Below are 13,076 nucleotides of genomic sequence, written 5' to 3'. Positions count from 1 at the left end.
AAATCTCTAGAGCGAAGGACTTCGTCGCCAGCAGCGCCGCCGCCCTCGTTCAGTGAGTGGGCTTATAGATCCTACCCCTTTTCTAAGTCAACAGCGCAAAACAAAGTTTTTTGACATTTTTGTAACACACTGATTCGATTGACGGATTTTCGGGAGGTGCGGTTTTGGCCGTTCTTAGGGCACCGGAACGGCGACTCCCGGCTGTGCTTTTGGCGCAGTTTCCATTTTCAGCTGCAGAATCCCTCTCTCTTACCTCTGTGGCGGTCCCCGAAGAGAGACGACTTGCGCAATGGCGCGGTGTCAGTAGGTTCACGAGCGATGCAACCGCGGGGAATGACCGCATGCCGATCCTGACGGAAATGCGCCCCGCCCACGCTTATGAGATGAAGACGCGCACGTGACCCGCATGACTTTGCCGGACCTTCCGGTCTCAGACGTTCTCCCGGATATCGGCGCGGCGCTCGCCGCAGAGCGCCGCGCGGTGCTGTCTGCTCCTCCCGGCGCCGGCAAGACTACGCTTGTTCCCCTTTATCTGCTTGATCAGGATTGGCGTGGCGATGGCAAGATCGTGCTTCTCGAGCCGCGGCGTCTGGCAGCCAGGGCGGCGGCAAGCCGTATGGCATCGTTGCTCGGTGAGACCGTAGGTGAGACCGTCGGCTATCGCATGCGCCTCGACACCAGAATATCGGCCAAGACCCGCATCGAGGTGGTCACGGAAGGCGTGTTCGCACGCATGATCCTCGATGATCCGGAACTCTCGGGCGTGTCGACGGTGATCTTTGATGAGTTCCACGAGCGTTCGCTCGACGCCGACTTCGGACTGGCGCTGGCGCTGGACGTACAATCCGCTTTGCGCGAAGACCTGCGGGTGCTGGTGATGTCAGCGACGCTCGACGTGGCGCGCATCATGACACTCCTGGACCAGCCCCCGCTCGTCGAAAGCATGGGGCGCAGCTTTCCGATCGATATCCGCTATCAGGATCGACCTGCAAGCGAGCGCATCGAAGAAACGATGGCGCGCGCCGTCACAAACGCGCACGCCAGCGAAAGCGGATCGATCCTTGCCTTCCTGCCTGGCCAAGCAGAAATCGCGCGCACCGCTGAGCGGCTCGAAGGGCGCTTCGGGTCACAGACACTGATCGCTCCGCTCTACGGCAATCTCACACAGCGGGAACAGGACGCGGCGATCCGGCCGGCCGAGCCAGGAACGCGCAAGATCGTGCTCGCCACCTCGATCGCCGAGACATCAATCACCATCGACGGTGTGCGGATTGTTATCGACAGCGGTCTGCAGCGGCTACCGGTGTTCGAGGCGTCAACCGGCATCACGCGGCTGGAGACGGTGCGCGTGTCGCGCGCCTCGGCGGACCAGCGCGCCGGGCGCGCCGGCCGAACCGAGCCGGGTATCGCCATCCGCCTGTGGCACCAGGGACAGACTGCCGCACTGCCGGCATTTACACCGCCACAAATACTCTCCAGCGATCTCTCCGGCCTTGTCCTCGACTTGGCGAATTGGGGCGTTCAGGACACACGTTCGCTCTCCTTCGTCGATCAGCCGCCGGAGACGACGCTTTCCGAAGCACGTACGCTGCTAGTTCAGCTCGGTGCACTCGACAAGGAAGGTGCTTTGACGCGGCGCGGAAAGATGATGCGCGATCTTGCCCTGCCACCGCGTCTGGCCGCCATGGTGATTTCGGCAGGCGAGACGGGGCATGCAAGAGATGCAGCGGAGCTTGCGGTGCTGCTGACTGAACAGGGGCTCGGAGGCCCCAGCATAGACCTCGAAGAGCGGATGCGGCGCTTTCGCTCGGAGCGCGGCGATCGCGTCGAAGGCGCGCGTCAGCTGGCGGCTCGACTGGCCAAGGGTCTCGATGTCACCAAAGCAACGGAACCGAGCCAGACGGGACGGCTGTTGCTGCACGCCTTTCCGGACCGCATCGCACTGCAGCGCGGCGGCAGAGGCCGCTTCCTGATGGCGAACGGGCGCGGCGCCGAACTGCCGGAAACCGAACGGCTCGCCGGCAGCCCGATGCTCGTCATCGCAGACTTGACGGGTCGGGCCGCGCAAGGGCGCGTCCTGTCGGCAGCCGAGATCTCACGCGCCGACATCGAGGAGGACCTGCCCGGCGCCATTTCGACCGGCGATCAGATCGTCTTCGACCGGCAGAGCCGGCAGGTGAGAGCCAGGCGGGCGACACGGCTCGGCGCCATTATCTTCGACGAGACACCTCTGCCCCGCCCCACCGGCGAAGCCGTCAGCCGCGCGCTGGCAGACGGTGTGCGCGAGTTGGGGTTGGAACAGCTGCCGTTTTCCAAAGAAGCCCTGCAGTTGCGCGAACGCATCGGCTTTCTTCATCGCAGCATCGGCGGCCCGTGGCCTGACGTCAGCGACGCGGCACTGGTTGCGCGCTTGGACGATTGGTTCGTTCCCTACCAGACGGATGCCCGGGGGATTTCCGACATCTCTTCGTCCGCACTCTCGAACGGATTGATGGCGCTGATCCCACACGAGCTGCAGCGCGATCTCTCACGTCTCGCGCCGACGCATTTCGAAGCGCCGACCGGACAGCGGCATCCAATTCAATATAGCGGCGAGGAGCCTGTTCTGACGATCCGTGTGCAGGAGCTGTTTGGCCTCAGGCAGCATCCCGCGATCGGCGGCGGACGACTACCATTACTTCTCGAGCTGACCTCACCGGCGCACCGGCCGATTCAGACGACACGTGATCTGCCCGGATTCTGGGCCGGATCTTGGAAAGATGTGCGGGCCGAGATGCGCGGCCGCTATCCCAAGCATCCCTGGCCCGAACGACCGGAAGACGCCATGCCGACGACACGGGCGAAGCCGCGTGGTACATGAGCCCTAGCATAGCCCATGGGGATATCAGATGGTCGATAATGTCGTGAGTTCGCCGGAAGAAGATAGGCACAGCAGCAGGCGCCTGAGACTTCAAACGCTGGTGCGGCTGCGATGGCTTGCCGTGGGCGGCCAGGCTGTGACTGTGTTCATCGTTGCCTTCTGGCTCAAGTTTCCGCTTCCACTTGGTGCCTGCGCGGCGCTGATCGCAGCCCTGGCGGCCGTCAATTTCTACCTGATGATCCGCTATCCGCCGACACACCGGCTCTATCCCGGCGCGGCCTTCGTGCTGCTCGGCTTCGACCTTCTGCAGCTCTGCGCACTGCTCTTCATCACCGGCGGCCTGGCCAATCCCTTTGCGGCCCTCGTCTGCGTTCCCGTCATCATTTCCTTCGCATCGCAGCCGATCCGCTTCAGCACCGTGCTTATTCTGATCGCGATGGTCTGCATCACTATCCTCGCCTTTTCCCCCTTTCCCTTGCCGTGGTTCGATGGCGTCGAGATCAACGTCCATACCGTGATGCAGTTCGGTGTCTGGTGCTCGATCGCATCGACCATGGCTTTTGCCGCCTTCTATGCATACCGGGTCTCGATGGAGGCGAGCCAGCTGGCCGATGCGCTGGCGGCCACCGAGTTGGTGCTGCAGCGCGAGAAGCACCTTTCTCAGCTCGACGGTCTTGCTGCCGCCGCAGCACACGAACTGGGAACGCCACTCGCCACCATCAGCGTCGTTGCCAAGGAAATGGAGCGCGAACTGAAGAATGACGACCGCTTTCGCGAGGATGTGCAACTGTTGCGCAGCCAGAGCGAGCGGTGCCGCGACATCCTGCGGCGGCTGGCAACGCTTTCTGCGGAAGGCGAAGCTCATCTCCGGCGGCTGCCTTTGTCGTCAATGATGGAAGAGATCGTGGCGCCTCACAGAGAATTCGGGATCAAACTCGAACTGATCGAGAAGAGCCCGCGCAAGGGCGAGCCAGTGACTGACCGCAACGCCGGCATTATGTACGGGCTCGGCAATTTGATCGAAAACGCTGTCGATTACGCGCGCGACAAGGTGATTGTGACCGTCGAGCATGATGTCAGAAAAGTTCGCATCACGGTGGAGGACGACGGCGACGGTTATTCCCCTGATATCCTGACCCGGATTGGCGAGCCCTATGTCACCAAGAGGCAGAGGGAAGACCGGGCCGGCGGGCTGGGGCTCGGCCTCTTCATCGCCAAGACTCTCCTCGAACGATCGGGCGCGTCGCTGGTGTTCGAGAACCGCATGCCCGAGACGGCTGGAGCGCGGGTGCGTGTCGAATGGCCGCGCATGCTGATCGATGCAAATTCGACAAAATGACGCTATCGGCTTAATGAACAGCGGGACACTTGACTTTTATCAGGCAGGCAGCTGCCGGGATTGACGAACATGAACGAGCTTGACCACGACTCCTCCCTCGCAGATGCGGATCATATTGGTCCGGATGCCAGCCTTCTGATCGTCGATGACGATGGCCCGTTTCTGCGCCGACTGGCGCGCGCGATGGAGACACGTGGCTTCAAGGTTGAGACTGCGGAATCGGTCGCGGAGGGCGTTGCCAAATCGAAGAGCCATCCGCCCAAATACGCAGTGGTCGATCTGCGACTTGGCGACGGCAACGGGTTGGATGTGATCGAAGCCATCCGCCAGCGCCGTGATGACACCCGGATCATCGTCCTCACGGGGTACGGAAATATTGCGACCGCTGTTACGGCCGTGAAACTTGGCGCCGTCGACTACCTGGCGAAGCCCACCGATGCCGACGACGTTTACGCCGCCCTCACCCAGCGCGCCGGCGAGAAGGCGGAACTGCCGGAGAACCCGATGTCGGCCGACCGTGTGCGCTGGGAGCATATCCAGCGGGTTTATGAGATGTGCGAGCGCAATGTTTCGGAGACTGCACGGCGGCTCAACATGCATCGCCGCACGTTGCAACGGATCCTTGCCAAGCGCGCGCCGAAGTAGCGTCAGATATCGTCGACCTCAAACGGCTTCCCGTTTGCCCATTCGGCCATCAGCAGGCGCTGGGCGGCTGCGCGAGAGAAATTAAGCGTCACGGATTTTCGCGTCGCTGGCGCAAGGCGATGCTCTGGTGCCTCGCGGATCATATGCGCCCCGTAGCCATCCGATAGAAACAAGCCGCAATCCTCGGGGAAGATATCGAGCGGAACATCCTTGTGGGTGGCGAAGAATAGTCGGTCGCAATGGAGGCGATAGTCCGGCCATTTGCGGTCAACCCGGAAGTCCTCCACCGAGGTCTTGATCTCGATGATCCAGATTTCGCCCTTCTCCGAAATCGTGATCAAGTCAGCCCGTCGTCCGCTGGCAAGCGACAGCTCCGGCAATACGGCGTGACGCATCTCATGAAGTAAAATCTGAGTCCCGCGGCGGACCAGCATAGCTCTGTCCGACTGTCGCCCGTCTATTAACGGATTGTTATTGTAAACACTCAAAATCGTCATGGATAACCGTAGGTCTGGCGCGCGCGTTGTTGCAAAAAAACCATGCGCTTCTAATTTGCCGCTGCGTATTGGTTTTGCCGCACTGCAACAGCTTGCAAAGGCAAAGTTAATCGAAAATAAACCATAATCAAAGATGGTTCAAAAGACCGTTCTCCCCTTGCCCATTTCCTAAGAGACATCCATGCGCATCCGCAATGCATTTCCTGTATTCGGCCTGATGGCGACGCTCGCTCTGGCCGGTTGCTCCTCGACTATCGAGAGCGCCTCCGTCGAAGACAAGGTCGCGCCGGGGCCGACCGTTCAGACCGCGCAGATCTTCGACGACGCCTATGGCGTGACGACGGATGCCGGATATTCGCTGCCGGCGATCCCGATCCAGAGGGTCAAGCCGCAGTTCCGCCGCCAGATCGTCTCCTACGAAACCACCGAGCGCCCGGGCACGATCATCGTCAACACCCGCGAACGCTTCCTCTATTACATCCTGCCCGGCGGCAAGGCGATGCGTTACGGCATCGGCGTCGGCAAGCAGGGCTTCGCATGGGCGGGTACGGCCTATGTCGCATGGAAGCAGGAATGGCCGACCTGGCATCCCCCGAAGGAAATGGCCGAGCGCAAGCCCGAGGTCGCCAAATATGTCGAGGAGGGCATGGGCCCCGGCCTCAGCAACCCGCTCGGCGCGCGCGCCATGTATCTCTTCAACGAAAAGGGTCAGGACACCCTGTTCCGCCTGCACGGTACGCCGGAATGGGCTTCGATCGGCACCGCTGCCTCGTCTGGCTGTATTCGTCTGATGAACCAGGACGTCATCGATCTCTACAGCCGCGTACGTCCGGGCAAGACGACCTCGAAGGTCATCGTTATCCAGTAAGCGGCGCTGAAAAATGGGTATTAAAAAGGCCGCCGGAACATCGTTCCGGCGGCCTTTTCCATTGGTTCGTCCTTGTCAGATTGTCTGCTTGGCCTTCAGCTCGAGGCGGCGACGATGGAGGACCGGCTCGGTATAACCGTTCGGCTGCCCCCTACCCTTCAGGACAAGATCGAGTGCCGCCTGGAAGGCGATCGAACCGTCGAAATCGGCAGCCATCGGCGCGTAGGCTGGATCGGATGCATTCTGCTGGTCGACGATCGCGGCCATACGCTTCATTGTCTCGACGATCTGCTCTTCGCTTGTCACCTTGTGATGCAGCCAGTTGGCCATATGCTGGGCGGAGATGCGCAGCGTCGCACGGTCTTCCATGAGGCCGACATTGTTGATGTCAGGCACCTTGGAGCAGCCGACGCCCTGATCGACCCAACGGACAACGTAACCCAGAATGCCCTGGGCATTGTTGTCGAGTTCGCGCTGGATTTCCTCCGGCGTCCAATTCGGCCTGATAGCAACAGGCACCGAGAGGATGTCGGAAAGCTTGGCGCGGGCGCGATCCTTCAAGCCCTGCTGGACGCGGGCGACATTGACGCGGTGATAATGGGTGGCGTGCAGCGTCGCGGCGGTCGGCGACGGAACCCAGGCGGTATTGGCGCCGGCCTTCGGGTGCGCGATCTTCTGCTCCAGCATCGCCGCCATCAGATCCGGCATGGCCCACATGCCCTTGCCGATCTGAGCATGGCCGGAAAGGCCGCATTCGAGACCGATATCCACGTTCCAGTTCTCGTAGGCCGCGATCCAGGCGGCCTGCTTCATGTCGCCCTTGCGAATCATCGGCCCTGCTTCCATCGACGTGTGGATCTCGTCGCCGGTGCGGTCGAGGAAGCCGGTGTTGATAAAGACGACACGTTCGCGGGCGGCGCGGATGCATTCCTTGAGGTTGACGGTGGTGCGCCGTTCCTCGTCCATTATGCCCATCTTGATGGCGTTGCGCGCCATGCCGAGGGCATCTTCGACGCGCGAGAAGATCTCGGCGGCGAAGGCAACTTCCTCGGGGCCGTGCATCTTCGGCTTGACCACATAAACCGAACCGGCGCGGGAATTCTTGCGGCGGCCGTTCGGGCCGACGTCGTAGAGCGCAATCATGCCCGTAATCATTGCGTCCATGATCCCTTCGGGCACTTCATTGCCTTCGCGATCAAGGATTGCCGGATTCGTCATCAGGTGGCCGACGTTGCGAACCAGCATTAATGAGCGGCGATGCACTTCGAACGGCGTGCCTGACGGATCGCTGTACTGCAGATCAGGATTGAGTTTGCGAATGAAACTCGAGCCGCCCTTCGACACTTCCTCCTGAAGGTCGCCCTTCATGAGGCCAAGCCAGTTGCGATAGACGACGACCTTGTCTTCGGCATCGACGGCTGCAACCGAGTCCTCGCAGTCCATAATCGTCGTGATTGCCGATTCTAGCCAGACGTCGGAAATATGGGCCGGGTCGCTCTTGCCAATGGCGGTCGAGGCATCGATGACAATGTCGACGTGGATGCCGTTGTTCTTGAGCAGGATGTGAGACGGCGTCGCGGCATCTCCCTGATAGCCGGCAAAATGCGCTGGATCGGTCAGCGAAACATGCTCGCCGTCGGTCGAGGTGATCGCGAGAGCCCCGTCCTTGACAGCAAACGTCGCAACATCCTTCCAACTCCAGCCATCGAGCGGCGCGGCTGTGTCCAGGAAATCGCGAGCCCAGGCAATGACCTTTTCGCCGCGCTTCGGATTGTAGCCTTTGCCCTTCTCGGCGCCATCGGTCTCGGGAATCGCGTCCGTGCCGTAGAGCGCGTCATAGAGCGATCCCCAACGAGCATTGGCAGCGTTCAGCGCGTAGCGAGCATTCATCACGGGAACGACGAGCTGAGGACCGGCAATCGAAGCGATCTCAGGGTCGACGTTCGTCGTGGTAACCTGGAAATCCGAGCCTTCCGGCAGCATATAGCCGATGTCGCGCAGAAACACCTGATAGGCTTCGATATCGGTCGGCGCACCATGCTGGCGGTACCAGTCATCGATGCGGAGCTGGAGTGCATCACGCTTTGCGAGCAGTTCGCGATTGCGCGGCGCCAGATCGTGAACGATCGCCGAGAAATCGGTAAAGAACTTTTCGGCATCGATCTTCAAGCCGGGCAGCGCTTCCTTGACCAAGAAATCATGAAGGACGGCCTCAACAGCAAGACCGTTTTTATCGATGCGGCTCATTCAATATCTCCTTAGACCCACAAACGGGGTTTTGCATGCTGCTACTTTGCCCGGCTTTCATTCATAGTCAATTATGCAATAGTTCTAAAGATTTATGTCCGTTCGGGAACATATCTCGACGTGACGAGCATCGGCAGACCGTTTTGCGGCTGCGTCGTCAGTTTCTGCACCGGCCAGGGATTGGTCTGGTTTGTCACATCGAAGCGGAAACGGTGCATCAGCACGGCGAGAGCGATGACAGCCTCCTGTAGCGCAAAGGTTGCGCCGATACAGACACGCGGCCCGGCACCGAACGGCAGGAACTGGAAGCGCCCGATGCTACCGCGGTTCTCCGGCAGGAACCGCTCCGGGATATAGGCGCGCGGCTTGTCCCAATAGAGTTCGTGGCGATGCAGCGTCCACGGCATGATGAGGACGGTGACACCTGCCTCGATCTCCACCGTTTCGCCTTTCGCGTCGGTCCAGCGATCGGCGGTGATGGCGGCACGATTGATCGACGGCGCCGGCGGATAGAGCCGCAGCGCCTCCTCAAAGGCGGCGCGCGTATACGGCATCAGGTCGAGCCACTTCACCGGTTCGACATCCTGGGCCAGAACGCGATCGATCTCCTCCTCCATCGCCCCGCGGATGTGCGGCGTGTTGGCCACGCAATAAAGCGTCCAGGCAAGTGCGCGTGCCGTCGTCTCATGGCCGGCGCCGATAAAGGTGAGGATATTGTCCTCTATTTCGTCATTCGTCAGTCCGCCGGTCTCAGCCTGATCAAGGAGCAAGGTCAGAAAGTCGTCCGGTGTGGAGGCTCGATCGGCCTGCATGCGAGCCAGCCGGGCATCCATGGTCTGGCGCACGATGTTGCGGAATTTGTCGAGCACTTTCTGCCCGCCGATGCGCGTGACGCGCGGAACCCAAGACGGGGCGCGCAGCAAATCCATCGGATCGACGCGCCCCATGCGATGCAGCAGGGCGTTTACGTCGTCGGCAAAGCTGTCGGAGGAGGTGACGATCTCGCCCGAAAACAGCGTATCGGCAAGAATGGCGAAGGTCAGCTCCGTCATGTCGGCGGCAATCTCGAAGACCTTGCCGTCACTGCCGGCTGCTTCGTATTTCCTCGCATAATCTTCGGACTGGCACAGCATCTGCCCGGCAAAACCGTTGGCATGACGAGGCGTGAAAACCGGCGCCACCGCCTTTCGAGAGCGCTTCCAGACATCCCCCTCCGCCGTCAGCAGCCCGTCGCGCAGGATCGGACGCAAAATAAGCTGGCGAATATCCGACATGCGGTAGTTCGCGGCGTTATCGACGAGAACATGACGGATTAGGCCCGGATCGTTGACGATCAGGGTCCTTTCGCGAAAGAACCGTGTCTGAATCCACGGCAGCGTGTAGGAGGGCTCGCCCCAGAGCTCCAGCGGGTTGCGCAGAATGGTTCGAATTATCTGAAGACGGCTCGGCGGCACCGTACGAGGTAACGGCGCGGGCGGTACGAAGGGATCCGGACGCATGTCCATCAGAATTCAGCCTTTTCGCCGGAGATCTAGGCTCTCCCGGCAAGGCGAAAGCTAGAGCAGACGCTCCAGCTCGTCCAGCTTGTCGTTGACCAGCCAGCCGTAATAGTTTTCTTCCGGCCAGACGGTTTCACCGGAAGCACGGTTCTTGGCAGCGAGAGCCGCCGCGCGCTGGCGCGAATTGCCGACATTGTAGAGCGTCGCGGTCAGTCCCGGGTTCCTCGAGATATCCATGTCGGCGATCTGCTTATAGTCGTCGACCGACCGCCGGATGGACGCTGCGACAAAGGCGAGCGAGATATCTGGCTGCATGATCGCCTTGTAGACGGAACCGGCGTCCTTCTCGTTCAGCTTCTCGTAACCCGAGACCTTGGAGACCAGATCGGTCAACATCAGGGCCGTCAGCGGGTTGATCTGCCCAAGACCGAAGGTCTGGCCGGCGTAGAAAGGCTGGAAGAAGACTGCGCTGAAGCGGTTGTTCGGGTAGCTCTTGCCATCGACGGTCTTGCCGCGGAACTCGCTTTCCCAGATGTCCTCGCGGCAGCTCCACAGCGTGTAGGAATCGCCCTTGCCGTTACATTCGGCAAACTGCGACCGCCTGACGAAGTCATCCACATCCTCGCCGTTGTAGGCGAAGCGGAAGCTCTCACCCGCATAGGACGCGGCCTTCACGTAGTAGGATTGCAGGCGGTCATAGGCATCGACATTGTACGTATGCTCGCCGACGATCGCGCCGATCACATGGATCGGATCGATGCCGTAAGCGGCCGACACCTTTTTGATCTTGGCCATCAACTCGTGATCCGACGCCAGGAGGTCATGGACCTTGTCATACTTGCGATCGAACGAGCTCTTCGTGCCCTTGGTGCGGCGAACCGAGGCGCCCGGAATATCCGGCTGCTCGGCGTGACGATTGCCCGGCGGCACCACCTGCATGGCGAAGGCAGGTGCCGACGTCAGCACGGCAGCGGCAATCAGGAGGCTTGTCAGAAGGCGTCGCACGATCAGCGTTCCCGTCGGTTCATGGCAATGTCGCGAAGCGCGCTGACTGGACCACAATCTTGGCCGAATAATGCTGGCGCGGACAACAAAACGGGCCTTTCACTAAAAAGTAAAAGGCCCGCTGTCGAGAGTTGAAGCTATCAAAATCGTGGCATCACATCAGTAAGGCGCGCGCCGATGCTTGTTCATCACAGGATGAAGCGTGACAGATCGGTGTTTTGCGCCAGATCGCCGACATGCTTGCGGACATAGTCGGCGTCGATCGTCACGCTTGAGCCGCCGCGATCCGGGGCATTGAAGGAGATTTCGTCCAGAACACGCTCCATCACCGTCTGCAGGCGGCGCGCACCTATGTTTTCAACGGACGAATTCAAATGAACAGCAACGTCCGCCAGGGAATCGATGCCATCGTCAGTAAATTCGAGGCCGAGGCCTTCGGTTTCCATGAGAGCCTTGTACTGCCTGATGAGGCTCGCCTCGGTCTCCGTCAGGATACGGCGGAAATCTTCCTTGGTGAGCGGGCGCAGCTCGACGCGGATCGGCAGACGGCCCTGAAGTTCCGGCAGCAGATCGGACGGCTTGGAGACGTGAAAAGCACCGGAGGCGATGAAAAGGACGTGGTCCGTTTTCACCGGGCCGTACTTCGTCGACACCGTCGTGCCTTCGACCAGCGGAAGCAAGTCGCGTTGAACGCCTTCGCGCGAAACGCCGGCGCCCATGCCGCCGTCGCGAGCCGCGATCTTGTCGATCTCGTCGAGGAAGACGATGCCGTCATTCTCGACGGCCCGGATCGCCTCGCGCTGAATGACTTCGTTGTCGATCAGCTTGTCGGATTCGTCGCGGATCAGATCCGTATAGGATGCCTTGACCGTCGTGCGGACCTTCTTGGTACGACCCCCCATCGCCTTGCCGAACATTTCGGAAAGGTTGAGCACGCCGATATTGCCGCCCTGCATGCCGGGAATATCGAAACCGCCCATGCCTGTGCCCGTATCGGCGATCTCGATATCGATTTCCTTGTCATCAAGCTCGCCACTGCGCAGCTTCTTGCGGAAGCTGTCGCGGGTCGCCGGCGACGAGGTGGCGCCGACGAGCGCGTCGAGAACACGCTCTTCAGCGCTCATGTGCGCCTTGGCCTGCACTTCGCTCCGCTTCTTTTCGCGAGCGAGGCCGATGCCGACCTCGACGAGGTCGCGGATGATCTGCTCGACATCGCGGCCGACATAGCCGACTTCGGTAAACTTCGTGGCTTCGACCTTGATGAACGGCGCGCCGGCGAGCTTGGCGAGGCGACGGGAGATTTCCGTCTTGCCGACGCCGGTCGGCCCGATCATCAGGATGTTCTTGGGCATGACTTCGTCGCGCAGATCCGGATCGAGCTGCTGGCGCCGCCAGCGGTTGCGCAGCGCAATCGCCACTGCGCGCTTGGCCTCATGCTGGCCGATGATATAGCGGTCGAGTTCGGAAACGATCTCGCGGGGGGAAAATGTGGTCATATCGAATATCCCATCAGGGCGTGGATCTTTGAAACCGGATCAAGCTTCGGCATCGAGCGTCTCTACGACCACGTTGTGGTTGGTGTAGACGCAGATATCAGCGGCAATATCGAGTGCTCGACGCGCGATCTCCTCGGCCGACTTATCGGTATCCATCAAGGCGCGGGCCGCAGCGAGCGCAAAATTACCGCCGGAGCCGATTGCCATGGCGCCGTGTTCGGGCTCGAGAACATCGCCATTGCCCGTTATTGCAAGCGTCACCTGCTTGTCGGCGACGAGCATCATGGCTTCGAGATTGCGGAGATACTTGTCCGTGCGCCAATCCTTAGCAAGCTCGACGGCAGCGCGCATCAGCTGGCCCGGATATTGTTCGAGCTTCTTTTCGAGACGTTCGAGAAGCGTGAAGGCATCGGCCGTGGCGCCTGCGAAACCGGCAATGACCTCACCCTTGCCGATGCGCCGCACCTTGCGGGCATTGCCCTTCATCACGGTCTGGCCGAGGCTTACCTGGCCATCGCCGGCCATGATGACCTTGCCGCCCTTTCGAACTGTAACAATCGTTGTCATCTACTATACCTTTGCCCGTCTGCCGGGCTTGTTGCGTCGGGCCGAACGCCGGC

The 13,076-nt window shown here is 60.8% G+C and carries 10 protein-coding genes; 4 read left to right on the top strand and 6 right to left on the bottom strand.

What is annotated here, in order from left to right:
• Positions 1 to 406 precede the first annotated feature (406 nt).
• From hrpB to FHT97_RS23330, 3 genes are all read left to right on the top strand, one after another.
• Entirely contained in the window at positions 407 to 2,860 is a 2,454-nt protein-coding gene (hrpB, locus tag FHT97_RS23340; RefSeq protein WP_183864431.1) for an ATP-dependent helicase HrpB, read from the top strand.
• A 28-nt stretch (positions 2,861 to 2,888) separates the two neighbouring features.
• Complete coding sequence (locus tag FHT97_RS23335; RefSeq protein WP_114714263.1) at positions 2,889 to 4,199, top strand: ActS/PrrB/RegB family redox-sensitive histidine kinase; 1,311 nt, start codon at positions 2,889 to 2,891, stop codon at positions 4,197 to 4,199.
• Positions 4,200 to 4,268: 69 nt separating this feature from the next.
• Positions 4,269 to 4,844 carry an ActR/PrrA/RegA family redox response regulator transcription factor gene (locus tag FHT97_RS23330; protein ID WP_183864428.1) on the top strand — a complete coding sequence of 192 codons (576 nt, stop codon included), beginning with the start codon at positions 4,269 to 4,271 and terminating at the stop codon, positions 4,842 to 4,844.
• Between the two features lie 2 nt (positions 4,845 to 4,846).
• Here FHT97_RS23330 and FHT97_RS23325 read toward each other — a convergent pair whose 3' ends face one another.
• Positions 4,847 to 5,341 (bottom strand): MmcB family DNA repair protein, encoded by a 495-nt coding sequence (locus FHT97_RS23325; protein ID WP_183864427.1) that lies wholly within the window; start codon positions 5,339 to 5,341, stop codon positions 4,847 to 4,849.
• Positions 5,342 to 5,522: 181 nt separating this feature from the next.
• On the opposite strand from FHT97_RS23325, the gene FHT97_RS23320 reads away from it, so the two are divergent.
• On the top strand, positions 5,523 to 6,209 hold the full coding sequence (locus tag FHT97_RS23320; protein WP_016556901.1) for a L,D-transpeptidase: 687 nt from the start codon (positions 5,523 to 5,525) through the stop codon (positions 6,207 to 6,209).
• 75 nt (positions 6,210 to 6,284) lie between these two features.
• Here FHT97_RS23320 and FHT97_RS23315 read toward each other — a convergent pair whose 3' ends face one another.
• The 5 genes from FHT97_RS23315 to hslV all read right to left on the bottom strand — a co-directional run bounded on the left by FHT97_RS23315 (position 6,285) and on the right by hslV (position 13,023).
• Complete coding sequence (locus FHT97_RS23315; RefSeq protein WP_183864426.1) at positions 6,285 to 8,456, bottom strand: malate synthase G; 2,172 nt, start codon at positions 8,454 to 8,456, stop codon at positions 6,285 to 6,287.
• Positions 8,457 to 8,548: 92 nt separating this feature from the next.
• A complete protein-coding gene (locus FHT97_RS23310; RefSeq protein ID WP_183864425.1) occupies positions 8,549 to 9,961 on the bottom strand; it encodes a cytochrome P450 in 1,413 nt (470 codons plus the stop codon).
• A gap of 51 nt (positions 9,962 to 10,012) precedes the next feature.
• On the bottom strand, positions 10,013 to 10,960 hold the full coding sequence (locus tag FHT97_RS23305; RefSeq protein WP_183864424.1) for a DUF1402 family protein: 948 nt from the start codon (positions 10,958 to 10,960) through the stop codon (positions 10,013 to 10,015).
• 188 nt (positions 10,961 to 11,148) lie between these two features.
• Entirely contained in the window at positions 11,149 to 12,456 is a 1,308-nt protein-coding gene (gene hslU, locus FHT97_RS23300) for an ATP-dependent protease ATPase subunit HslU (RefSeq protein WP_183754817.1), read from the bottom strand.
• 39 nt (positions 12,457 to 12,495) lie between these two features.
• A complete protein-coding gene (gene hslV / locus FHT97_RS23295; RefSeq protein ID WP_183754819.1) occupies positions 12,496 to 13,023 on the bottom strand; it encodes an ATP-dependent protease subunit HslV in 528 nt (175 codons plus the stop codon).
• Positions 13,024 to 13,076: the final 53 nt, after the last annotated feature.

It is taken from the genome of Rhizobium sp. BK399, from assembly GCF_014194695.1.
Lineage (GTDB): Bacteria > Pseudomonadota > Alphaproteobacteria > Rhizobiales > Rhizobiaceae > Rhizobium.
Note: the sequence above shows the minus strand (reverse complement) of the source record. Positions and strands in the feature narration are given on the sequence as shown.

Bases quoted from the DNA above. Each gene is read 5' to 3' on its own strand.
- FHT97_RS23325 (WP_183864427.1), bottom strand. From the start codon at position 5,341: ATGACGATTTTGAGTGTTTACAATAACAATCCGTTAATAGACGGGCGA.
- FHT97_RS23320 (WP_016556901.1), top strand. From the start codon at position 5,523: ATGCGCATCCGCAATGCATTTCCTGTATTCGGCCTGATGGCGACGCTC.
- hslU (WP_183754817.1), bottom strand. From the start codon at position 12,456: ATGACCACATTTTCCCCCCGCGAGATCGTTTCCGAACTCGACCGCTAT.
- FHT97_RS23335 (WP_114714263.1), top strand. From the start codon at position 2,889: ATGGTCGATAATGTCGTGAGTTCGCCGGAAGAAGATAGGCACAGCAGC.
- FHT97_RS23330 (WP_183864428.1), top strand. From the start codon at position 4,269: ATGAACGAGCTTGACCACGACTCCTCCCTCGCAGATGCGGATCATATT.
- FHT97_RS23315 (WP_183864426.1), bottom strand. From the start codon at position 8,456: ATGAGCCGCATCGATAAAAACGGTCTTGCTGTTGAGGCCGTCCTTCAT.
- hrpB (WP_183864431.1), top strand. From the start codon at position 407: ATGACTTTGCCGGACCTTCCGGTCTCAGACGTTCTCCCGGATATCGGC.
- FHT97_RS23310 (WP_183864425.1), bottom strand. From the start codon at position 9,961: ATGGACATGCGTCCGGATCCCTTCGTACCGCCCGCGCCGTTACCTCGT.
- hslV (WP_183754819.1), bottom strand. From the start codon at position 13,023: ATGACAACGATTGTTACAGTTCGAAAGGGCGGCAAGGTCATCATGGCC.